This window comes from Nonomuraea sp. NPDC050691 (genome assembly GCF_040654455.1).
Lineage (GTDB): Bacteria > Actinomycetota > Actinomycetes > Streptosporangiales > Streptosporangiaceae > Nonomuraea.
Genome location: NZ_JBFAIA010000076.1, coordinates 1 through 22578, shown reverse-complemented (window position 1 = coordinate 22578; position 22578 = coordinate 1). Strand labels below are relative to the sequence as shown.

Here is a 22578-nt window from a genome sequence, read left to right as displayed (position 1 = left end):
CGGGCCCTCATCCCGAGCGATCAGCCACTTGGTCGCCCAGGAGGGGTTCAGCCGCAGTGCACGTTGTTGAGTCTGAGGGTCACCCAATCCGGCACCGTCGCTTCGACGTCGATGCACTGACCGCCCGCGGAGACGTACACGGGGCCGGCGTAGTAGGTGAACGTCCCGGAGTTGGGGTCGCTCCCGCTGCCGTCGCCTCTCGATATCACGACGCTTTTCCAGCTCGGGGTGTTGGCGTAGGCGCCGTAGCCGTAGGTCAGGGCGCAGTTCTTTCGGCTGGTGGAGCTGTAGTAGACCTCCAGCGTGCCCGTACGGGTCCCGTCGCCTCTCTTGACGGGGTAGACGCCGACGCGGGTGTAGCCGCTGCCGCAGGGGCCGGCCGCGCTGGCGGGAGCGGCGCCCGCCACCAGCGTGGTCGAGACAGTCAGGGCCGCACCGGTCAGGAGGGTTGCGAGTTTGCGTGTGCGCACGAAAATCCTTTCGGCTTCCAACGGTATGATCATGGATATCACCGGCCTCCGGCCGCCGCCTGCGAGTTGTGCGCGATGTGACGGTTCGCACAAAGATCCAGACATGTCCACCAGCCGCAGCGCGGGTCCGCCCCTCACCGCCGATCAACTTGCGTCGTTCTCGTGCGGGCAGATCGCGGCCGACGTGGAACGCGCGCCCGCCACCACGAGGAAGCTCGCCGGCCGCGCGCGCCGGAAGGTCCAGGGCAACCCCGTGGTCCCGGCGCCGCCGGGTCGTCGGCCTGATCACCGCGTACGGACGTGATCGCCGGCCCCGACCGCCTGTGACGCCTGGACCTCGCCGGTCTCGGCGCAGAGGAGTGGTCCGGCTGGCGGTGGGGCGGCTGCCATGATGGTCCTCCCCGTCCCGCCGACGCTCCCGGAGGACTCCGTGCGCATCGCTCTCGCCGGCCTCGCCACCAGCCATCCGTACTCCGACGCCCGCACCCTGGCCCGGTACGCCGAGCTGGTGGTGTGGGAGCCGGACCCCGAGCGGCTGGGGCGCTTCACCGCCGAGCACCCGTCGGCGGTGGTCGTCCCGACCCTGGCCGAGGCGCTGGCGACCGGGCCCGACGGGGTGGTGCTGACCGTGCCCAACCCCGGCGTGCCCGACGCGCTGGCCGCGGTGCTGGAGACCGGGGCGGCCTGCTTCGTCAACAAGCCCGCCGCGGCGAGCCGAGACCAGCTGGAACGGCTCGACCGGCTGCCGATCCACGACCGGGTGATGTCCACGTCGGTGCTGCGGTTCGCCCCGGCGTTCGCGGGCCTGACCGTGGACCCGGCCGACGTGCAGGCCGTACGGGCCACCGTGCGGCACGACGTCGGGCTGTGGGCCACCGGCTACAACGCCTGGCAGGACACGCCGGGCGAGGGCGGCGGCACGATGGTGACCATGGGGATCCACGGCGTGGAGCTGCTGGTCGCGCTGCTCGGCCCGGACGTGCGGCTGGCGGGCGCGGCGGGCGCGCGACGGCACTACGGGACTCTGCGCTCCGAGGACACCGGCGTCATGGCGCTGCGGTGGGGCCACGGCGTCACCGGCACGGTGGAGGTCCTCGGCGTCTCGGAGGGGGAGTCCTACAGCATCACCCTGCACCGGCGCGACTCCTCCGAGACCGTCGTGATCGAGGGCGGCGACGACCCGATCCAGGGGCTCGGCTACGAGGGGACGATCGCGGCGTTCCTCGACATGGTGAAGGGCGCGCCGAGCCCGGTGCCGTGGACGCAGACCCGCGCCATCCTCGACGTCCTGGTCACGGCCCGCGAAAGCGCCCCTCCGGCCCCGCCTGCCGCCTGATCCAACCCGCACCCCCGGCCACGCATCGACACCGCGCCCGCGGGCTGGGCCGCATCGGCACCTCCGCCCCCTTACCGGGCCGCGTCGCCTTCGGCCCAGTCCATGCCAGGGGGTTCCTGACGCCCTCGCCCTGCCCTGAGCCCCCGCCCCGCAGGCTCCTGATCTCGATTCCCCGCGTCCCGTGAGCGGCGGGCCAGGGGGCCGTGACGTGCGTGGCCGTTGACAGGCGCACTCTCTCGGAGTTACGGTCTGGACCGTAAATCACGTACAGAGGGAGACCGGGTGCGGACGACAGCGGAACTCGAGGAGCGGCTGGCGCGGCCGAGCGCCGGGCTCGTCGACGATCTCGACAGGCTCGACGGCGACATCATGATCCTCGGCGCCGGTGGCAAGCTCGGCCCCAGCCTGGTGCGGCTGGCGCTCAACGCCACGGCCGCGGGCGGGCGCGACCGGCGGGTCATCGCCGTGTCCCGCTTCTCCGAGCCCGGGCTGGCCGACACGCTGCGCGCGGAGGGCGCCGACGTGGTGGCCGCCGACGCCGCCGACGAGGGGGCGCTGCGCGAACTGCCCGACGCGGCCAACGTCGTCTTCCTGGTGGGCGCCAAGTTCGGCACCGCGGGACGCGAGCACGCCACCTGGTTCACCAACACGTACCTGCCCGGCCGGGTCGCCGACCGCTTCCGCGACAGCCGCATCGCCGCCCTGTCCACCGGCAACGTCTACCCGCTCGTCCCCGTGACCGGCGGCGGCAGCACCGAGGACTCCGCCACCGGCCCCGTCGGCGACTACGCGATGAGCTGCCTCGGCAGGGAGCGGGTCCTGAGCCACTTCGCCGAGACCCACGGCACCCGCATGGCGCTGATCCGCCTCAACTACGCGGTCGAGCTCCGGTACGGCGTGCTGGTGGACCTCGCCCAGAAGGTCCTCGACGGAGAGCCCGTCGACCTGGCCACCGGCCAGGTGAACGTCGTCTGGCAGGGCTACGCCAACGAGGTCACCCTGCGCTCCCTGTTGCTGGCCGAGTCGCCGCCGTACGTGCTCAACGTCACCGGACCCGAGCTGATCTCCGTACGGCAGGCGGCCCTGGCGCTGGGCGAGGCCCTGGGCAAGGAACCGGTCTTCACCGGCGAGGAGGCCCCCACGGCGCTGCTGTCCAACGCCTCGCGCTGCCACCGGCTCTTCGGCTACCCGCAGATCACGCCCGCCGAGCTGATCGAGCACACCGCCCGCTGGGTCGCCGAGGGCGGCCCGCTGCTCGGCAAGCCCACCAAGTTCGAGCGCCGCGACGGCCGCTTCTGACCCGCGCGCACGCCACAGCCACCAACCGTGACAAAGGGGGATCCCACGTGCTCAGCACGGCTCCAGAGGCGCAGACGTCCGTGCGCCATCTCTTCCGGCGCGGCCTCGTCATCCCGGCGCACCCGCTCGCCCTGACCGAGGACCGCAAGCTGGACGAGCGCCGCCAGCGGGCGCTGACCCGCTACTACGTCGAGGCGGGCGCCGGGGGACTGGCGGTGGGCGTCCACACCACCCAGTTCGCGATCCACGGCACCGGCCTGCTCGCGCCCGTGCTCGAACTGGCCGCCCGCACGGCCGGCGAGGCCGGTCGCGGGGTGGTGCTGGTGGCCGGGGCCACCGGCCCGACCGCGCAGGCGGTGGCCGAGGCCGAGCTGGCCCGCTCGCTCGGCTACCACATGGTCCTGCTCAGCCCCCACCGCGAGCTCGACGAGGACGCCCTGATCGAGCGCGCCCGGGCTGTCGGCGAGGTGCTGCCCGTGATCGGGTTCTACCTCCAGCCCGCGGTGGGCGGGCGCACCCTGTCGCGCGACTTCTGGACGCGCCTGGCCGCCGTCGAGTCGGTGGTCGGCATCAAGGTCGCCCCGTTCGACCGTTACCGCACCCTCGACGTCCTGCACGGCGTCGTGCGCGCCGGGCGGGCGGGCGACGTCGCCCTCTACACCGGCAACGACGACCACATCCTGGCCGACCTCGTCACCACGCACCGCGTGGTGGTCGACGGGCGCGAGGTGGACATCGAGTTCGTCGGCGGCCTGCTCGGCCAGTGGGCGGTGTGGGTGCGGCGCGCCGTGGAGCTGCTGGAGGAGGCGAAGCTCGCCCGGGGCGGCGACGACGCCGCCGTGCGGCGGCTGCTCACCCTCGACGGCCACCTGACCGACGCGAACGCCGCCATCTTCGACACCGCGAACGGCTTCCACGGGTGCATCCCGGGCATCCACGAGGTGCTGCGCCGGCAGGGGCTGCTGGCCGGCCGCTGGTGCCTGGACGCCGCCGAGGAGCTCTCGCCGGGGCAGCTCGCGGAGATCGACCGGGTCTGGGCGGCCTACCCGTGGCTGCGCGACGACGACTTCGTCGCCGACGGCCTGGACCGCTGGCTGTCCTGACGTGCCCGCCAGCCAGCCGCCCCGCCCGTCCGGCGCCGTACTCGCCTCAGAGGGTGAGGCGGTACAGCGTGAGCGGGCGGCCGCTGGAGCCGCTGGTCAGGTTGCCGGTGCGCTCGGCCAGCCCGGCCAGTTCCAGCCGGTGCAGCATGCGGCGCGCGGTGCGCTGCTGCACCGCCAGGCGGTCGGCGATCTCCCGTGTGGTGAGCGGCTCGTCCCCGGCGGCGGCCCGCGCCTCCAGGAGCTTCTCCAGCGTGGAGACCGACAGGCCCACCCGCCGGGCGATGACCGGCAGGTTGTGCTCGGCCACCGGGGCCGCCGGCGCCGACTCCAGCACGATGTCGGTGTCGGCCCGCAGCGACAGCACGGCCGCGACCTCGCCGATGCGGCGCGCCCGGGCCAGCGCCCGGCGGGCCAGGCTCTCGGCCTCGGCCGCGCTGCGCCCCAGGCCGAAGCCGATGCGGACCACCTCGTTCTGTCCGGCCAGCCGCGCCAGCATGGGCAGGCAGGTGAAGCCGCCGGTGGCGTCGTGCAGCGGGCCGCGCGTGGTCACCAGCAGGTGGGTGCCGCCGCGGAAGGCCGCGATGGTTCCGCCCAGCGCGGCGGCCTCGCGCAGCAGGCCCTCCTCGTTGGCCACCTCGATCAGCCCGAGCGCGATCTGCGCGTCCTCCTGGGCCTGCCCCTCGGCCGTCAGCAGCAACTGGCGCAGCGCCACGCGGACCGAGTGGACCGACGGCACCAGCCGCAGCACGTGCATCTCGTCCCGCAGTGCCTCGTGGACGCTGCTCAGGCACGTGATCACCGGGTGGCCGGAGTGGCGGCGGTGGAAGGCGATGGCGCTCCTGGAGGTCATCTCCGGCCGGTAGGGGAGCGTGCGCAGGGCGTCGGACGGCAGGCCGGCCTCGGCGAACGTCGTCGTCACGTCGGCCGCCGACAGCGTGTCGATGGACAGCCGGGTCACGTCCACGCCCTCGTGCTGGAGCCGTACGAGGGCGCTCAGCAGCGTCGCGCCCGAGTAGTCGACGAACGCGGCGGGACGCGTCAGCACGTCGGCGTCGCGGGACAGCATGTACGGGACGATGCCGGTGAACAGCCATCCCTCGACGGCCGGGGCGTGCGCCTCGACGATCGCGGGCGCCTGGGACTCGTGGTCGTAGTCCAGGCGCAACGCGGTGACGCCGGGCTGGTCCTCGCACGTGGCCGCGACGTCGTCGACCAGATCATGCGGGCCGACGACCCCGATGACGATTCCCACCCACGTCTCCCTCTTGGCTCATTTCGGTCAAGACCGCAATCATACCCTGGTGAGGTGTCCCGGTGAAGTTCCCGTCCATGGCCGAAGCGGCGGGCCGTACCCTCGGCGACGAGGAGGTGGCCGCGGCCGAGCGGGTGATCCGCTCGGGCATGCTCAACTCCGTCTGGGGCACCGAGGCCCGGCGGCTCGAAGAGGAGATCGCGCGGATGTACGGCCTCCCCCATGCGGTCTCGTGCAGCTCGGGCACCGCGGCCCTCCATCTGTCGGTCGTGGCGGCCGCGCCGGACCCCGGAGACGAGATCATCACGACACCGATCACGGACTTCGGGACTGTGGCCCCCATCTTGGCGCAGAACGCCGTCCCTGTCTTCGCGGACGTGGACCCCGGCGACGGCAATCTCGATCCCGACGCCGTCGCGAAGCTGATCGGGCCGCGTACCCGGGCGATCATGGTGGTGCACCTGTTCGGCGCGCCGGCCCGGGTCGACGAGCTGCGCGCCCTCGCCGACGCCCACGGCCTGACGCTGATCGAGGACTGCGCGCAGGCCTGGCTGGCCGAGCTGCCCGCCCAGGAGGTCACGGGGAGCGCGGCCGGCGCGAGAGGCCCGGACCGTACGACCGGGTCCCCGCGCCTGGCGGGGACCGTGGGTGACGTGGCCTGTCTCAGCCTCCAGCAGTGGAAGCACATCACCTGCGGCGACGGCGGGGTGGCGCTCACCGCGGACGACGAGCTGGCCCGGCGCATGCGGCTGTTCGCCGACAAGGGCTGGGACCGCGCGGCCGGGCGCTCGCACGCCTCCTTCGGCCTCAACTACCGCATGACCGAGCTGCAGGCCGCGGTCGCGCGGGCCCAGCTCGCCAAGCTCCCCGGGGTGGTGCGCGCCCGGCGGCGCACCGCCGTCCTGCTGCTGGACGCGCTCAAGGACGTCCCGGGCCTGCGGCTGCCGCGCGCGGACGGCCACGCCTGGTGGCTGTTCCCCCTCGTGCTGCCCGGCGGCGGCGCGCGGGAGCTGGCCGAGGCGCTGGGCACGGCCGGGATTCCGGCCCGGGCCGGGTACCTCGGCGAGCCCCTCAACCGCGCGCCCGTCTGGCAGGGGCCCGTCTACGGGACCTCGCGCTGGCCGCTGGAGGACCACACGCCGGCGGACTGCCCCGAGGCCGAGCGGCTCGTGGCCGACACGCTGCTGATCATCGACTGGAACGAGCACTACACCGGCGAGCACGTCGAGCTCGTCGCCCGGGAGGTCGCCCGCGCGGCGGCCCGCCTCGGTGGCCGTGCGTAGTCACGGTCGGATATCAGGCGTTGACCCGGCCGGGCGCCCTCACTAGATTTCGGTCAGGACCGGTATTACTCGAAAGGAAGCCGCCATGAGGAAGATAGCGGCAGTCGGCATCGCCGCCGCGCTGGGCGTCGCGGCCGCCGGGTGCGGATCGAGCGGCTCGGACAAGAGCGCCGTGACTCTGTGGATGTACCCCGTGATCGCGGACCAGGCCAAGAGCCAGGCGTTCTGGGGCAAGGTCGAGAAGGACTTCGAGGCCAAGAACCCCACCGTCGACATCAAGGTGGACCTCCAGCCCTGGGAGGGCCGCCAGGAGAAGGTCACCACCGCCCTCATCTCCAAGAAGGGCTTCGACCTGGTCGTGCTCGGTCCCGACCAGATCCCCCAGTACGCCCAGCAGGGCACCGTCGAGGCGGTCGACGACGTGATCGCCGCCGACAAGGCGAAGTACCTGTCCAACTCGCTGAGCGCCCTCACCATGAACGGCAAGCTGTACGGCGTGCCGATCTACCAGACCATCACCGCCCCCATCTACAACAAGAAGCTGTTCGCCGAGGCCGGCGTCGACCCGGCGCCGCAGACGCTCGCCGAGCTCAAGGAGGCCGCACCCAAGCTGGCCGCCAAGAAGGTCGCGGTGCTGGACTACCCGGGCAAGCCCGAGGTCAGCCTCAACCAGAGCTTCTACCCGCTGCTGTGGGCCAACGGCGGCAGCGTCTTCGCCCCCGACGGCAAGACCGTCGCCTTCAACGGCCCCGAGGGTGTCGAGAGCCTGCAGCTCCTGCTGGACCTGAAGGCCGCCGGCGGCCTGCCGGAGAACACCGCCAGCAAGGGCAACGACATCGAGGGCGGCCTGCTCGCCGCCGGCAAGACCGCGATGTACCACGCGGCCACCGCGCTCCAGGCCACCCAGCTCGGCACCTCCATCGGCGCCGAGAACGTGGGCATCGGCCTGCCGCTGGAGGGCAGGAAGCGCGTCGCGTTCGGCATCCCCGGCGCCCTGGTGCTGGCCAAGCACTCCGAGAACAAGGACGCGGCCAGGAAGTTCGCCGCGTTCCTCGCCTCACCCGAGATGTCGGCGCAGCTGGCGAAGGAGTCGGGCTTCTTCCCCGCGCGCACCGACGTGACCGTGCCCGACCAGTCGGCCGAGGCCAAGGAGTTCGCCAAGTCCTTGCAGTACGCCTTCCCGGGTGACGCGCACCCGAAGGCCCGCCACGTGATGGCCGTGCTCGCCCCGCACATCCAGGCGGCGCTGCTCGGCAAGGAGGACGCCAAGACGGCCCTCGACGCCGCCGCCAAGGAGGCCGACGCGCTGCTGAGCAGCGGCGGCTGACCGGAGGAGAAGAACGTTGCGTCAACGCTTGCGTGACCCGGTCACCGGGCTGCTGTTCGTGCTGCCGATGCTGGTGCTGTTCCTGATCTTCAGGATCTTCCCCACCCTCGGCGCGGCGGGCATGAGCCTGACGAACTGGAACATCGGCGGGGAGTGGAGCTTCGTCGGCGCCGACAACTACGCCCGGCTGCTCGACGACGTGAACTTCTGGACCAGCCTGCGGGTCACGCTGGTGTACGCGGCGATCTACGTGCCGCTCACGGTCGTCGTGGCGCTCGGCACGGCGCTGCTGCTCAACCAGGTGGTGTTCCTGCGCGGACTGTTCCGCGGCATGCTGTTCCTGCCGTACGTCACCAGCTTCGTGCTCGCCGGCATCATCTGGCGCTGGATCTACGAGTACAGCGGCCTCATCAACGGCCTGCTGGCCAAGGCCGACCTCGGTCCGGTGCCGTTCCTGGAGCAGTCGGCGCTCGTGCTGCCCGCGCTGGCCGTGGTGTCGGTGTGGAAGGGGTTCGGCTACTCGATGCTGATCCTGCTGGCCGGGCTGAAGTCCATCCCGGGATCGTACCTGGAGGCGGCCACGGTGGACGGGGCGAGCGCCTGGCAGCGGTTCCGCCGGATCACGCTGCCCCTGCTCGAACCGACCCTGTTCTTCGTCCTGGTGATCGAGACGATCGGCGCCTTCCAGACGTTCGACACCATCTACGTGATGACCGGCGGAGGACCCGCGCGAGCCACGTACACGCTCATCTACGGCATCTACGACCACGGCTTCCGGTCCTTCGACTTCGGCTACGCGGCCACCTGGGGCATGGTGCTGTTCGCGATCGTGCTCGTCGTCTCGCTGGTGCAGCGTCGCTTTCTCGACCGGGGGAACACATGACGCTGACCGCTTCCAGGCCGCTCGTCCGCGCCGCCCACGCCGCGCGGCCGGGCCGGCGGCGGGCCAGGTGGCCGCTCGCGGCGCTGCTGGCCGTGCTGTCGGTGCTGACCGTCAGCCCGTTCCTCGCGATGGTGGTCGTGGCGCTGTCGCCGGGCGGCCGGCCTACCGTGCCGGGGAGCTGGCCCGAGTCGCTCACCTTCGACAACATCGCCCGGGTGCTGTCGTCGAGCGGCTTCGTCGGGTGGACGGTCAACTCGCTGGTCTACTCGGTGGTGTCGGTGGTGATCATCCTGCTCACCGCGTCCATGGCCGGGTACGCCTTCGCCAAGAAGCGCTTCCCCGGCCGGGACGCGATGTTCTGGACGTTCCTCGCCACCATGATGGTGCCGTTCCAGGCCACCCTCATCCCGACGTTCGTCCTGGTGAACGACCTGGGCGGGGTGGACACGTTCTGGGGCCTGATCGTGCCGACCCTGGCCAACTCCCAGGCCGTCTTCCTCATGCGGCAGTTCGTCCTCGGCCTGCCGGACGAGCTGTTCGACGCCGCCAAGGTCGACGGCGCCTCCGAGCTGCGGGTCTACTGGACGATCGTGGTGCCGCTCACCCGGCCCATCCTGGCCACGCTCGGCGTGTTCGTGTTCCTGTGGCACTGGAACGACTTCCTGTGGCCGCTGGTCATCGGGCAGAGCGACACGACCAGGACGCTCACCGTGGGACTGACCACGCTGCGGACCGAGGAGATGCAGCTCGCGGTGCTGATGGCCTCGGCGACCGTGTCGGTGGTGCCCTGCCTGATCGTGTTCTTCCTGCTCCAGCGTTACCTGGTCAACAGCATCGCGATGACCGGACTGAAGTAACCGGACCGCCTCCCCTAAGCTCTCTGGGATGCACATCTCGGCACAGACCCTCCGGGACCGCTTGCGCGGCTCGCTCATCGCCGCGACCGCCACCCCCATGACGGCGGCCGGGGAGGTCGATCTGGACCTGGTCTCGCGCTACCTGGCCGGACTGGTCGCCGACGGGGCCGGCGCCCTCGCGGTGCTGGCCCACACCGGCCGGGGACCGTTCCTGGCGCCGGACGTGCGCGCGGGCGTGATCGAGCGGGCGGTGGCGCTGGGCGTCCCCGTCCTCGTGGGCGTCGGCGGCCGGCCCGCCCCCGACGACTCCCCGGCGGACGACTTCCCGGCGGGTGACGGCTCTCCGGCGGGGGACGGGGCGGAGCGGACGGCCGAGGAGGCGCGGGTGGCGGCCGGCCTGGGCGCGGCGGGCGTCCTGGTGTTCCCCTCGGCGGGGGACCGGCCGGCGCTGCACGACGCCGTGTGGCGGGCGTCCGGACTGCCGATGATCGCCTTCGACCTCTACACCCGGCCGTGCCCGCCGGAGGTGATGGCCGAGATCCTCGCCCATCCGGGCGTGGCCGGGCTGAAGACGGCGCTGCTCTCCGACGCCATGGGCTGCCAGCGTGCCATCGCGCTCGCCCGCGCGGCGGGACGGCTGGCCATCACCGGCGAGGACCGCATGTTCGGCCCCTCCCTGCTGTGGGGCGCCGAGGCCGCGTTGGTAGGCCTCGCCGCCGCCTCGGTCGAGGTCACCGCGGCCGTGCTGGCCGCCTTCCGCGGCTCCGGCCTGCGGGCCTTCGAGGAGGCGTCCGGCCGCCTGGACCGGCTGGCGCAGGTGACGTTCACGGAGCCCATGGAGGGCTACGTCCAGCGCATGCTGTGGCTGGCGGCGGCCGAGGGCCGCATCCCCGCATCGCACGCCCACGACCCGTACGGCCCGTCGCTGCCGGCGGAGGAACGCGCGGAGGTGACGCGCCATCGCGGACGGGCCGTGCGGGCGGACCGTCCGGGCGCGACGCTCACCGAGTAGACCGCCGCGCGTCCCGGGCGTGTCCCTCAGGGGGCCGGGGTGGTCGGGGCCGAGGCGCCCGGTGTCACGAGGGGTCGTCCCCCCTGGCCCCGCCCGTGATGAGTGCGTCGCCGAGCTCCGAACGCAGATACAGGACCGAGCGGCCGTGGCGTGCGCTGGTGAGCAGGCCGGCGTCGCGCAGAGCTCGCAGGTGCTGGTTGACGGCCGAGGTGGTGACGCCGAGGCGGCCGGCGAGCTCTGTCGACGACGCCGGCGTCTCCAGCGCCGTGAGCAGGCCCGCGCGCGTCGCGCCGAGCAGTTCGGTGAGCGCCGCGGGGGAACGGCGGGGCTCCGCCTGCCAGAGCGTTCCGGCGCCGCGCGTGCCGTACATGATCAGGGGTGGCTCTTCCGGTGAGATCGGGGCGGTCACGCCCCTGCTGAAGAGCGTCGGCACCAGGGTGAGCCCTTCTCCTCCGGTGGACCGGCGGTAGCCGGCGTTGCTCACCAGGCGAACGCGTACGACGCCCTCGTCCAGGTGGACCCGCTCGTTGAGGTCGGCGAACATCGCCGCCAGACCGTGCGCGGAGATGACCTGCCCGCGATAGATGATGTCGGCCTGCAGGACCGTCCGCATCCGCGGCCACCACGGCGCGAAGCAGGTGCGCCAGTACGTCCGCAGCGCCTCCGTGATGCGCGCGCGGACGGTTGCCGGGTCGCCCCGCAATGGCGCGGGCAGCCGCCCGGGGTGGAGAACGCGCAGGTCGTCGAGCATGCGTCCCAGGGGCACACGCGCGACGGCGGCGAGTTCGTCGTCGATGCGGGTGAGGGGAGCGTGCGGCCGGGGCGTCAGATAGTCGGGCGACCACAGCGCGTCGTTCGTGAGGGCGTGCAGCAGGGGCAGGTCGAGCCCGGATCGAAGGTGCTCCGTACGCCGCAGCCAGGGCAGGTGCACGGGATAGCGTCCGGGATCCCGGAACGTGCGCAGTGACAGCGTGAGCTCGTTGATCGGTGAGGCGGCGAAGCGCACGTCGGCGACGTCCATCCCCGCGAGCTCGTACGCGATGAGTCCACCGCTCCGGACAGTGACCATGTAGTCATACGCTACATCATTGGTTTCCATGCCCCCGGTGCGAGAGAACCGGGGCGTGATCCGAACCTTCTTCCCCGAGGACCGTGTCGGCCGGTCGCTGACTCTCAGCACGATGGCGTTCGCGCTGTCCAGCGGCGTCTTCTACACCGTCAGCACCCTGTACTTCACGCTTGTCATCGGACTCGGTGCGACGACGGTGGGCCTGGGGCTGGGCATCGCGGGCGGCGCCGGTGTGCTGGCCTCGTACGCGTCGGGGCGGCTCGCCGACCGGGTCGGCGCGCATCGCGTCCTGATGGCGGCGACGGCCCTCAACGGCCTGGCGATGCTCGCCTACACGCTCGCCTCTGACGCCGTCGTGTTCACCCTGGCCGCCTGCCTGGCCGCGGTGATGCGCTCGGCGAGCAGTACGTCGAAGCAGACGATGCTGGCACGGTGGTACACCGGCCCGGAACGGGTGGCGGTCCGGGCGCGGATGCGCGTGGTCACGAACGTCTTCATCGGCCTGGGCACCCTGGCCGCCGCCGCCGCGCTCCTGACGGGCACCGCCCTGGCCTACCAGGCCGCGATGGTCGCATCCGGAGTCCTGCTCCTGGCGGCCGCGGTGCCGCTGGCACGGCTCGGGGCCCGGGTGCCGGAGCTTGCGGCCCGGATGGTCGCCTCGGCGCGAGGCCGGGCGGCCGACGCTCCCGCGGGGGGATCGTCACCGCTCAAGGACCGCACGTATCTGGCGAGCGTGGCGTGCAACGCCGTCGTGGCGGTGCAGTTCGGCCTGCTGACCGTCGGCGTCCCGCTCTGGGTCGCCTCCACCAGCGCTCCCACCGCCATCGTGTCCGTGCTGCTCGTCCTCAACACCGTGGTCGTGGCCGTACTCCAGGTGCGTGTCTCGCGTGGCGTCCACGACGTGCGCCGCGCCGGGATCGCCGTCCGGCGCGCGTCATGGCTGCTCGCGCTCGCATGCGGGTTGTACGCGCTGGCGGGCTACGGAAACGTGATCACCGCCTGTGTCCTGCTTCTCCTGGCGGGGCTCGCCCACGCCTTCGGCGAGATCCTGGGCGAGGCGGGCGGCTGGGGCATGGCCTTCGAACTGGCCGACCAGCGCAACGCCGGTGCCTACCAGGGCCTCAGCCAGACCGGCTACGCGATCGCCGCCATGGTCTCACCGGTGCTCGTCACCGCCACGGCCATCGAGCACGGAACCGTGGGCTGGCTGGCGCTGGCCGCGCTGTTCGTCGCCGGCGGCACCGGCGCCGCGGCGGTCGCCCGAAGGCATCGCCCCAGAGCGACGTCCGTCCCGGACGCACCCGTACCGGCCGGTGCGAGCGGGAGGGCGCGCGGGTCAGCGGCGGCCGGAGACGGCGATGCGGACCAGGTTGCGGCCGCGCACCCCGTACAGGGCGCGACGTGAGGGGTCCAGGGCCAGCTTGGGCTCCCCGCCGAACCACTGCCCGGCCAGCCCCTCGACGACGGTCTTCGCCGTGAACGACCGCAGGTCGAGCTTGTAGATCTTGTCCCCGTCCGTGCAGTAGGCCACCTCGCCGGTGACGAACAGCTCGCCGCCCTTCGCCCCGACCTGGAGCCGTCCGGTCACCTCGCGGCGGCGCAGGTCGAACGCGAACACCTCGCCGGTGCTCGCCATGCCGTACAGCACGGTCCCGGCGAGCCCGAGGGCCAGCGAGGTGATGGCGCGGGCGCCGGGCACGGGCTCGTGCTGCCACAGGAGCTTGCGGGCGGCGAGGTCCCAGGCGGCGAGGCGGGCCGCGGTGGTGACCGGCGGCAGGCCCAGGCCCTCCTGGATGAGGGTGCCGAGGTAGGCGGTGCCGCGCCGGGTGACGACCGAGTAGACGGTCTGCCGCTCGACGGCCGGGCGGTAGGTCTCCAGCTTCCCGGTGCGCGGGGAGTAGAGCGACAGCGCGCCGTTGATGTGGCCGGGCTCGGGCTGCGTGGGCATGACGATCAGACCGGTGCGCGCGTCGTAGGCGAGGTCACGCGGCCGGTCCTGCTGGTTGCCGGCGCGCGCCAGCAGCTTGGCCTCGCTGTCGCCGGCGCGGTGCGCGTACAGGGCGGCCTGCGTGTAGACGCCGAGGTACGTGGTGCCGCGCACGGTCAGCATGGTCTTCGGCTCGCCCGGGATGCCGAGCCGGGTGACCTTGCCGGTGGCCAGGTCGTGGACGTCGGCGCCGCTCTTGCCGCCCACGTAGACGCGTTCTCCGTCGCAGTGGACGGACATGGGCTCCTCGGGGGCGGCGCGCAGGCCGCGCTGCACGAGGTTGCGGTACTCGATCTGCCCGGTGGCCGGGTCGTGGACGAAGACCGCGCTGTCCTGGACGCCGTAGATGCGCCCTTCGTGGGCGAGGAGCCGGTGGGTTGCGGCCTCGAAGTACGGCACGCCGAGCACCTCCAGCTTGTCACCGGCGATCGAGTAGCGGTAGAGCGTGCCGGTGGGGCGGCCGGCGAAGTAGACGTGACCGTCGTGGAGGAGCACCGAGACGATGTACTTCTCGCCCGGCGCGGTGGCCTTGACCACCTTGAACCGGCCGGGGTCGGCCCGGTCCAGCACGAGCAGCTCGGCCAGGGAGTTCATGCCGCCCGCGATATGGGTGCCGGACATGCTCATGCTCGCCACCCAGTCGCGGTCGGCCAGCTCCGGCGGCAGCAGCTCGCGCCGCTCGCCGGTGGCGCGGTCGATGGCGACGAGGTGGGCGTTCGCCCCGACGCCCGCGTAGACGTGCGCGGCGTCGGCCTGGATGCTGCGCACGTACGCCTCACCGGGGCTGGCCTCGCCAAGGTCGCGGCTGGTCCCGGTGGCCGGGTCGTACTCGCGGACCCGGCCCGGCTCCGAGGTGCCCATGTAGATCTTGCCGTCGGGGGAGGCGGCCATGGTCCAGATGAAGTGGTCGGGGTACTCGGCGACCTTCGTCACCGTGCCGGCCACGGTGTCGATCCTGTAGAGGTCGGACCGGGCGTGCGTGGCGGCGTAGACGTCGGTGCCGGCCCGGCACATCGCCCAGATGCCGATGCCCGTCGGGATCTCGAAATGGGCCGTGACCGAATCCTTGGCGAGGTCGTAGGCGCCGACGACGTTGGGCGACAGGCCGCGCGAGCCGACATAGAGGACGCCGTTCACGATCTCGGCGTTGCCGAGCGGGCCGGCGACGCTGGCGGGGCCCAGGTCGGTGATGGTGCCCTCGGCTTCGCGGGCCCGGACGGCCGTGGCGTGCGCGGAGGTCGCGGAGGGGGCGGACAAGGGGACGGCCACCGCGGTGGTGGCCGCCGCCTGCAGGAAACGACGGCGGGGGATCATGTGCGGCTCCCTGATGAAGTTTGCCGCACGCTATAACGGCCTAGTCCGTAATGTCCAGCTCCCCGGGCGGAGCGCAGTCGCGTTCCGCCGTCCCGATCCCGAACAGTTCGGCCGCGTTGCGCCAGGCGACGCGCTCGGCCAGGTCCGGGGCGAGCTCGGCCGCCGCCACCGCGCCGAAGGCCGACGACGGGTCGATCAGCGTGGCGTCCGTGCCGAACAGCAGCCGCCGCCCGTCCACCGCCGCAGCCACCTCGGCGATGCGGCCCGCCGGGGCGTGCGACCAGCAGGGTTCGAGGTAGAGCCGGTCGCAGGCCGCGGCCGCCTCGATGGCGTACCGGAACCCGTCGGCGCCCATGTGCCCGGCGATCACCCGCAGGCCCGGCGTGTCCAGGCAGACCTGGGCCAGGTCGAGCACCGAGGCGCCCCAGGTGTGCACGAGCGCCGGGCAGCCGGCCTCGGCGACGAGCGCCAGGGCGTCCCGGAGCTGCGGCGAGGTGACGGGCGACCCCGTGTAGTCGGTGTGGATCTTCACGCCGGCGAACCTGCCGGTGGGCAGGTAGGCGTCGAGGTCGCGGGCGGCCTCGCCCAGGCGCCGCGGGTTGACCGTGACGTAGCCGAGCAGCCGGTCGTGCTCCTCCAGCACCCGGGCGAGGGCGCGGTTGCCGGCGGGCGCGTCGTAGACGACCGCCTCGGTGTGCGAGACCACGGCCCGGTCGATGCCGTAGCGGTCCATGGTGGCCAGGCTCGCCTCGGCCACGTCCATGGTGAAGAACCACGGTCCCCAGTGGGCGTGCACATCGATGATCATGAAAGGAGCCTCCGGGCGTTGCCGCCGGCCACCGCGGCGACCTCGTCGGGCGACAGCCCGCCGGTGGCCAGGCGCAGCAGGGGGACGAGGGGTTCGGCGTACGGGGTGCGCGAGCCGTACAGCAGGCGGTCCGCCCCTGCCTCCGCGACCGCGGTCTCCAGGGCGTCGGGGGAGTTGAGCAGGCGGGTGGAGGTGTGGAAGCCCGGCTCGTCGGCGGCGGCCACCAGGAAGTCGCCCAGGTGGTAGAAGTGCGTGTCCAGGAAGACCACCCGGGCGCCGATCCCCGTGAACGGCCGCCAGAACCTGCGCACGTCGCCCCCGGTGAGCACGGTCAGGCCGAGAGCGGTCGCGCGGCGCGCCACGTGTCCCACGGACGGGAATCCGGCCTCCACGCCCTGCTCCTCCGGGAAGAGCCGGACCGCGCGGACCCCGCCGGTCGCCAGGCGCTCCAGCTCGCGCGCCGCGCCGATCGGGTCGCGCAGGTCCAGCGTCCCCACCGGCACGAACGACGTCCCGTCCTGTGCCGTCCCGCGCAGGGCGAGGACCTCGTCGTTGCCGGAACGCACGTCGAACAGGGCGGCGCGCAGGCCGGCCACCGCCCCCGCCCGGATCCGGTGCCGGGCCAGCGACTTCAGCACCTCGGCGGGCGTGCCGGGCGGGCCGTCGCGATCCGGATAGGCTCCCACCAGCACGTCGACGTCAAGCGTCACCTCCAGGTCCCCGATCAGCCGCCACGCGTCGAACGCCGTCCCCTCGGTGGCGGTACCGGACCCATCCCTTATCGTCATGCGCGCCATCATGCCATTGACGTACTGCGCTCATAAAGTTACGGTCTGGACCTAAATCGAACAACAATGAACGAACGCGAGGTGGTCGGCATGCTCCGACGTCTCCTGGCCGCGGTGGCCGGCCTCTTACCCGTACTCCTCACCGCCCCCGCCGCCCCCGCCGTTGCGGTCACGCCCACGCCCGCGACCCCGTCCGCGACCCCGTCCGCGTCGGCCCCCGCGGCGAGCACGGTGACGACCTCGGGCACGACCTGCACGGACCCCGCCGTGCGCACGTACGGCCCGGCCACGGTCACCGGCGCGATCGTGGGCGCCGCCGTCCACGACGGCCGCGCCTACGTCGTCACCCGCGGCCCCAAGCCGCCCGTGCTCGCCGAGATCGACCTGAGCACCCGCAAGGTGATCAGGACCGCCACCCTGCCCGACGGCCCGGCCGAGGGCGCGCCCGAGGGCGGATGGGCCACCGCCGTCACCGGCGGCAAGGTGTACGTCGGCACCTATCCGGTGCCCGACCTCTACAGCTTCGACATCGCCACCGGCGAGGTGAGGCACCTGCGCTCCTTCGGCCGCAACGGCGGCTTCGTCTGGAGCCTGGCCGCGGCCCCCGACGGCACCCTCTACGCGGGCACCTACCCGGGCGGCCGGGTCTTCGAGTACGTGCCGTCCACCGGCGCCGTGCGCGACTTCGGCGTGCTCACGCAGGGCGAGCGCTACGTCCGCGCGGTCGCCGCCGACGACACCCACGTCTACGCGGGCCTGCTGGACAAGGCGAAGCTCATGCGCATCGAGCGGGCCACCGGCAAGGTGAGCGAGCTGGCGAGCGCCCCCACCGGCGTGGGCGCCATCACCCTGCACGGCGACCGCGTCCTGGCCGCGGCCGGCGGCGAGCTGATCGACGTGCGCAAGGACGGCTCCGACCTGCGGCGGGTGACGCTTCCGGAGGGCTCCATCGACGCCCCGGCCGCGATGGAGGACGGCACCGTCTACGTCACCTCCCGCCCCGGCGGCACCGTGTACCGGTACCGCACGGACGACACGGCGTTCACCAAGGTCGCCGACGCGCCGGCGCCCGGCGACGAGAGCCGGCGCATCCACCAGCTCGACGAGAACACCCTGCTCGGCTTCGCCGGCAGCGGCGGGCTGTGGTGGCTGGACCTGCGCACCGGCGCGTCGCAGTTCGTCGACCTGCTGGAGGCGGGGCTGCCGCCGGGCACCGAGCGGGTGCAGAGCATGCTGCTCGTGCCCAACCGCGCCCTCTACGTCGGCGGTCACTTCGTGATGGAGGTCCGCGACCTGCGCACCGGTGACAAGCGCCGCTTCCGGGTGCCCGGCGAGCCGAAGGACCTGGTGCGGCGCGGCAACAAGATCTACGCCGCCGTCTATCCCAGCGGCCAGGTCGTCTCCATCGACCTGCGCACCGACAAGGTGAAGAGCGTCGCCTTCCTCGGCCATGGCCAGCAGCGGCCGTGGGACATCGAGTACGACCCGGTGAGCGACAAACTGCTGGTGGCCAGCGCCCCGCTCGGGGCCAACCTCAAGGGCGCCCTGTCCGTGATCGACCCCGGCACCGGCCGGGTGGACTCGTACGTGGACGTCATCCCCGACCAGAGCCTCATGAGCCTGTCGCTCGACGCACGGCGGGGCGTGGTGTACCTCGGCGGCGACGTGCTCGGCGGCGGCGGCACCCCGCCCACGCGGACGACGGCCTCGGTCGCGGCCTTCGACCTGCGCAAGCGCACGGTCCTGTGGACCGTGGACCCGGTGCCGAACCACCGCACGTTCCAGGACGTCAAGGTGCACGACGGCCTGCTGTACGGCGTCTACAAGCGCGAGTCGGGCACCTGGATCGCCCTCGACCTGGCCACGCGCAAAGTGGTGCGCCAGGGCACGATCGCCGGCTACGGCGAGCTGACCGTGCACCGGGGACGGGTCTTCACCTCCGTCTTCCGCGGTGGCGGCAACGCCTACGAGCTGGGCGCCGAGGCGAAACTGCTCGCCACCGGCCTCGGCGACGAGTGGTACACCAACCCGCAGCTCCACTTCGAGCCGGGCTCGTGGAACGCCTGGGCGCTCGTGGGCCGCGAGCTGGCCAGGATCCGGCTGGACCCGGCCTGCCCGCCCTTGACCATCCCTCCGGCAGGCAATTAAGTTTCGGTCTGTGCCGAAATTCGTCTTCGATGCCCATCGTCTCATCGGGCCGGTGCCGTTCGACGACCTGCCCGCCGACCCGCGGGCCGAGATGGACCGCCTGGGCATCGACCGGGCGTGCGTGACCCATGCGCTCAGCCTCTACTCCGACCCGCAGGAGGGCAACGGCGCCCTCCTGCGGCTGGACGATCCCCGGCTCGTCCCGGTGCCCGTCGTGGTGCCGGGCGTGCCGGGGGCGTCCGCCCCCTCCGCGCCCGCCGAGGTGCGGGAGTGGGGCGCGCCGATGATCCGGCTCTGCCCGGAACGGCACCGCTTCGACCTCACCGGGCCGGTCGCGCTGCGCTGGCTGGCCGAGCTGGCCCTGCCCGTCGCGATCGACCTGGACGAGACCTCACCCGCCCAGCTCCGCACCCTCGCCGAGCGGCTGCCCGGCCTGCGTATCCTGCTCCTCAACCCCGGCTACCGGCGGCTGCGCGCCCTGGCCGAGCTGATGGCCGAGGCGCCTCTCGTGTGGGTGGAGATCGGGATGGTCAACACCCAGCGCGGCGTCGAGTGGCTGGCCGAGCGGTTCGGGGCCGAGCGGCTCGTGTTCGGCACCGGGGCGCCGGTGGCCGACGACTGCGGGCCGCGCTTCCTGCTCGATCATCTCGACCTGGAGCCGGCGCAGGTCGAGATGGTCGCCGCGGGCTCGCTGGGGAGGCTGCTGTGACCGCGGGGGAGGGCCCTGTGGCGGTGCTGGACGCGCACGGGCACGTCGGAACCTGGCCCGACTTCCTCATCCCCGACCCGACCGCCGAGGGCCTCGTGGCCACCATGGACCGCGTCGGCGTCGCGGCGATGGGCATCAGCCATCTGCTGGCCGTCGGCCCCGACGCCGAGCGCGGCAACCGGCTGGCCATGGAGACCGCCGCCCGCTTTCCCGGCAGGTTCGGCGTGTGGCAGGTCCACAACCCGCACCACCGCACCCCGCTGGTCACCGACGGGGTGTGGGGCGTCAAGCTGCATCCCGACGTCCACCAGTGCCCGCTCGACGACCCGCGCTACGAGCCCGTCTGGCGGCTCGGCCTGCCGGTGCTCGCCCACGGCCAGACCGACTCGCCGTGGAGCGACCCCGCGCTGTTCGCCGCCGTCGCCGCCCGTCATCCGGACGTCCCCCTCCTCATGGGGCACACCGGGCTCTGGTCGTACGGGTTCGACCGGGCGGCCCGCCTGGCCGGCGGTCACCCGAACCTGCACCTCGAGGTGTGCGGGTCCAGGATGACCGGGCGCTGGATCGCCCGGCTGGCCGCGACGATCGGCGCCGAGCGCGTGCTGTTCGGCTCCGACGCCTGCTTCCTCGACCTGCGGACGGGGTACGGCCGGGTCGCCCTGGCCCCGCTCACCGAGGCCGACCGGGCGCTGATCGCGGGCGGCAACCTGGCCCGCCTCCTCGGCCCCCGCCTCGCCGCCTCCCCTCACACCTGAACGCTCTCCACACCACGAAGGGATCTCCCGTGACGCTCGCCCTGTACGGCGGCACGCCCGTCCGCACCGCCCCGTGGCCGTCCTGGCCGCCTCCCCTCGACGACGCCCAGCGCGAGCTGGCCGGCAAGGTCCTGGAGAGCGGCCGGTGGGGCGCCACCCAGGGCGGCGGTGTCACCGACGACCTGGCCGCCGCCTTCGCCGCCCGGTCCGCGACGCCGTACGGGGTGGCCGTGGGCAACGCCACGCTCGGCCTGTTCGCCGCGCTGCGCGGCCTGGGCGTCGGGCCGGGCGACGAGGTGATCGTGCCCGCCTACACCTTCGTCGCCTCGGCCACCGCCGTGCTGCTCGCCGGCGCCGTCCCGGTGATCGCCGACGTGGACCCGGCCCACCTGCACCTGTCGCCCGACGCCGTACGGGCCGCACTGACCGGGCGGACCGCCGCCGTCATGCCGGTCCACCTGGCGGGCAGCCCCGCCGACATGGACCCGCTGAACGCCCTGGCCGGGCGGCACGGGCTGGCCGTCGTCGAGGACGCCGCCCAGGCCCACGGCGCCGAGTACCGCGGCCGGCCCGTCGGCGGCCTCGGCCACGCGGGCGTCTACAGCTTCCAGGCGAGCAAGGCGATGACCGCCGGCGAGGGCGGGCTGATCGTCTGCCGTGACGAGGCGGCGTACGAGGCGATCTGGTCGGTGTGCAACCTCGGCCGCAGGCTCGGCGGGCAGTGGTACGGCCACGCGTCCGTCGGCTGGAACCTGCGGCTCACCGACCTGCAGGCCGCCCTGCTGCTGCCGTGGCTGGACCGGCTCGACGACGAGATCGCCCGCCGCGACGCCTTCTGCGCGTCCCTCGAACGCGAGCTGGACCGGCTCCCGGAGGCGGCCGGGGGCCGGCCGGTGACCGTGGTGCCGCAGCCGCCCGGCACCACCCGCGACTCCCGCCACCTGCTCATGCTGCGCGTGGACGCCCCCGTGGACCGTGACTTCCTGCTCGCGGCCATGGCCGCCGAAGGGGCGCCGCTCGACGCCGGATACCCGCCCCTGGGCACGATGGACGCCCTGACCGGGGCGGGGGCCCGCGCCGAGCCGTGCCCGGCCGCGGCTTCGGCGGCGCGGAACGTGGTGTGGGTGCGCCAGGCGATGCTCATGGACGACCCCGCCCGGGCCGCGGACATCGCCGAAGCGCTCGCCAAGGTCCTCGCCGCCTGACGACACGAGCCGGTCCGACGATACGGCCCAAACCCTAATGACGTGCTCCTCGTCGGCGGCATCGTGGCCCCCGGCCCCGACGGGAAGACGGTGCTCTGGGGCGCCTCCTCCGGCGCCCCCGCCCACCTCAACGCCGTGGACGTCGACCCGGCCGGCGGTGCGCGGCCTCGTAGCGGGCGAAGGCCCACGGCTGCTCTCCTCGACGTGGCCGCCGGCCTGCTGCTGCGCCACGGCTACCGGCGGGTGACCATCGACGACGTGGCGGCCGGGGCCGAGATCGGCAAGGACACCGTCTACCTGCACTGGAAGACCCGCGCGCAGCTCTTCGGCGCGGTCTTCACCCGCGAGGTCTGCTTCGCCATGGACGAGCTGCGGCGGGCGCTGCTGGACGACCCGCGGACCTGCCTGGTCCACCGCTTCGCGCGCGTCTACTTCCTGGCCGTCGCGCGGCGGCCGCTGCTGCGCGGGTTCCTGCTGGCCGACGCCGAGCTGACGGGCAAACTGACCGCCGGCCTCGACGAGCGGCACGCCGCGATGGCCCACGGCTACTTCGACCTGTTGGCCGGCCACCGCCTGCTTCGCGAGGACATGGGCGTGGAGGAGGTCGGCTTCTCCTACCAGGCGACGTTCGAGGGATTCCTCCGCGCCTCCGACGACGGGCGTGCCTCGCACGACTGGAGCACCGGGCCGACCTGCTCGCGCGCACCGTGCGGCGGGCCTTCGAGAGCGAGGCGCCCCCGGACGACTCCGTGGTGCGGGAGGTCGCGGACGCGACCGCGGCCCTGCTCACGAAGATGATCGACGCCGACCTGGCCGAGTCGGGCGTCACCCCGGCCTGAGCGGGCTGGACGGCCCGTCGAGGGCGAAGTCCGCAGGCACCGCCCGGAACCGGTCGAGGGCCTGGTCGACGGCCGCGTTGAGGTAGAAGGCCAGGATGGTGGGCGCGGGCCCGTTGATGGTCATCGACACGGAC

At 73.1% G+C, this 22578-nt stretch carries 20 protein-coding genes; 14 read left to right on the top strand and 6 right to left on the bottom strand.

The annotated features are described in order from the left end of the window. Positions 1-47: 47 nt before the first annotated feature. Positions 48-470 (bottom strand): hypothetical protein, encoded by a 423-nt coding sequence (locus AB0H81_RS25205; RefSeq protein WP_358379150.1) that lies wholly within the window; start codon positions 468-470, stop codon positions 48-50. 430 nt (positions 471-900) lie between these two features. Here AB0H81_RS25205 and AB0H81_RS25200 point away from each other — a divergent pair, with 430 nt between their 5' ends. The 3 genes from AB0H81_RS25200 to AB0H81_RS25190 all read left to right on the top strand — a co-directional run bounded on the left by AB0H81_RS25200 (position 901) and on the right by AB0H81_RS25190 (position 4208). After that, positions 901-1806 carry a Gfo/Idh/MocA family oxidoreductase gene (locus tag AB0H81_RS25200; RefSeq protein ID WP_358379147.1) on the top strand — a complete coding sequence of 302 codons (906 nt, stop codon included), beginning with the start codon at positions 901-903 and terminating at the stop codon, positions 1804-1806. A 282-nt stretch (positions 1807-2088) separates the two neighbouring features. Beyond that, positions 2089-3105: an NAD-dependent epimerase/dehydratase family protein gene (locus tag AB0H81_RS25195; protein WP_358379144.1), complete on the top strand. Its 1017-nt coding sequence runs from the start codon at positions 2089-2091 to the stop codon at positions 3103-3105. A 47-nt stretch (positions 3106-3152) separates the two neighbouring features. Next, the gene (locus AB0H81_RS25190; RefSeq protein WP_358379141.1) at positions 3153-4208 is read left to right on the top strand and encodes a dihydrodipicolinate synthase family protein; all 1056 of its coding nucleotides are present in this window, start codon (positions 3153-3155) and stop codon (positions 4206-4208) included. Between the two features lie 46 nt (positions 4209-4254). On the opposite strand, the gene AB0H81_RS25185 is transcribed toward AB0H81_RS25190, so the two are convergent. Continuing rightward, positions 4255-5460, bottom strand: a complete 1206-nt coding sequence (locus AB0H81_RS25185; RefSeq protein WP_358379138.1) for a hypothetical protein — start codon at positions 5458-5460, stop codon at positions 4255-4257. 62 nt (positions 5461-5522) lie between these two features. Here AB0H81_RS25185 and AB0H81_RS25180 point away from each other — a divergent pair, with 62 nt between their 5' ends. From AB0H81_RS25180 to AB0H81_RS25160, 5 genes are all read left to right on the top strand, one after another. Continuing rightward, positions 5523-6743 carry a DegT/DnrJ/EryC1/StrS family aminotransferase gene (locus AB0H81_RS25180; RefSeq protein ID WP_358379136.1) on the top strand — a complete coding sequence of 407 codons (1221 nt, stop codon included), beginning with the start codon at positions 5523-5525 and terminating at the stop codon, positions 6741-6743. An 85-nt stretch (positions 6744-6828) separates the two neighbouring features. Then, positions 6829-8070 carry a sugar ABC transporter substrate-binding protein gene (locus AB0H81_RS25175; protein WP_358379133.1) on the top strand — a complete coding sequence of 414 codons (1242 nt, stop codon included), beginning with the start codon at positions 6829-6831 and terminating at the stop codon, positions 8068-8070. A gap of 16 nt (positions 8071-8086) precedes the next feature. Further along, entirely contained in the window at positions 8087-8953 is an 867-nt protein-coding gene (locus tag AB0H81_RS25170; protein ID WP_358379130.1) for a sugar ABC transporter permease, read from the top strand. Continuing rightward, complete coding sequence (locus tag AB0H81_RS25165; protein ID WP_358379127.1) at positions 8950-9810, top strand: carbohydrate ABC transporter permease; 861 nt, start codon at positions 8950-8952, stop codon at positions 9808-9810. Before AB0H81_RS25170 ends, AB0H81_RS25165 begins: the two co-directional genes overlap by 4 nt. A gap of 28 nt (positions 9811-9838) precedes the next feature. Continuing rightward, positions 9839-10822, top strand: a complete 984-nt coding sequence (locus AB0H81_RS25160) for a dihydrodipicolinate synthase family protein (RefSeq protein WP_358379124.1) — start codon at positions 9839-9841, stop codon at positions 10820-10822. 64 nt (positions 10823-10886) lie between these two features. On the opposite strand, the gene AB0H81_RS25155 is transcribed toward AB0H81_RS25160, so the two are convergent. Then, the gene (locus AB0H81_RS25155; protein WP_358379122.1) at positions 10887-11891 is read right to left on the bottom strand and encodes a DUF5937 family protein; all 1005 of its coding nucleotides are present in this window, start codon (positions 11889-11891) and stop codon (positions 10887-10889) included. A 28-nt stretch (positions 11892-11919) separates the two neighbouring features. On the opposite strand from AB0H81_RS25155, the gene AB0H81_RS25150 reads away from it, so the two are divergent. After that, positions 11920-13296, top strand: a complete 1377-nt coding sequence (locus AB0H81_RS25150; protein WP_358379119.1) for an MFS transporter — start codon at positions 11920-11922, stop codon at positions 13294-13296. Here AB0H81_RS25150 and AB0H81_RS25145 read toward each other — a convergent pair. Genes AB0H81_RS25145 through AB0H81_RS25135 form a run of 3 tightly spaced genes read right to left on the bottom strand, consistent with a single transcriptional unit; the run spans position 13228 to position 16788 of the window. Then, complete coding sequence (locus AB0H81_RS25145) at positions 13228-15192, bottom strand: hypothetical protein (RefSeq protein ID WP_358379115.1); 1965 nt, start codon at positions 15190-15192, stop codon at positions 13228-13230. The genes AB0H81_RS25150 and AB0H81_RS25145 overlap by 69 nt on opposite strands. 40 nt (positions 15193-15232) lie before the next feature. Next, entirely contained in the window at positions 15233-16000 is a 768-nt protein-coding gene (locus AB0H81_RS25140; protein ID WP_358379112.1) for an amidohydrolase family protein, read from the bottom strand. Continuing rightward, on the bottom strand, positions 15997-16788 hold the full coding sequence (locus tag AB0H81_RS25135; RefSeq protein WP_358379109.1) for a hypothetical protein: 792 nt from the start codon (positions 16786-16788) through the stop codon (positions 15997-15999). The genes AB0H81_RS25140 and AB0H81_RS25135 overlap by 4 nt, the downstream gene beginning before the upstream one ends. Positions 16789-16878: 90 nt before the next feature. On the opposite strand from AB0H81_RS25135, the gene AB0H81_RS25130 reads away from it, so the two are divergent. Genes AB0H81_RS25130 through AB0H81_RS25110 form a run of 5 tightly spaced genes read left to right on the top strand, consistent with a single transcriptional unit; the run spans position 16879 to position 22403 of the window. Further along, positions 16879-18936 (top strand): hypothetical protein, encoded by a 2058-nt coding sequence (locus tag AB0H81_RS25130; protein ID WP_358379106.1) that lies wholly within the window; start codon positions 16879-16881, stop codon positions 18934-18936. A gap of 10 nt (positions 18937-18946) precedes the next feature. Beyond that, positions 18947-19645 carry an amidohydrolase family protein gene (locus AB0H81_RS25125; RefSeq protein WP_358379103.1) on the top strand — a complete coding sequence of 233 codons (699 nt, stop codon included), beginning with the start codon at positions 18947-18949 and terminating at the stop codon, positions 19643-19645. Next, positions 19642-20400: an amidohydrolase family protein gene (locus AB0H81_RS25120; RefSeq protein ID WP_358379100.1), complete on the top strand. Its 759-nt coding sequence runs from the start codon at positions 19642-19644 to the stop codon at positions 20398-20400. Before AB0H81_RS25125 ends, AB0H81_RS25120 begins: the two co-directional genes overlap by 4 nt. A 29-nt stretch (positions 20401-20429) precedes the next feature. Then, on the top strand, positions 20430-21605 hold the full coding sequence (locus AB0H81_RS25115) for a DegT/DnrJ/EryC1/StrS family aminotransferase (RefSeq protein WP_358379097.1): 1176 nt from the start codon (positions 20430-20432) through the stop codon (positions 21603-21605). Positions 21606-21647: 42 nt separating this feature from the next. Next, positions 21648-22403: a TetR/AcrR family transcriptional regulator gene (locus AB0H81_RS25110; protein WP_358379094.1), complete on the top strand. Its 756-nt coding sequence runs from the start codon at positions 21648-21650 to the stop codon at positions 22401-22403. Positions 22404-22578: the final 175 nt, after the last annotated feature.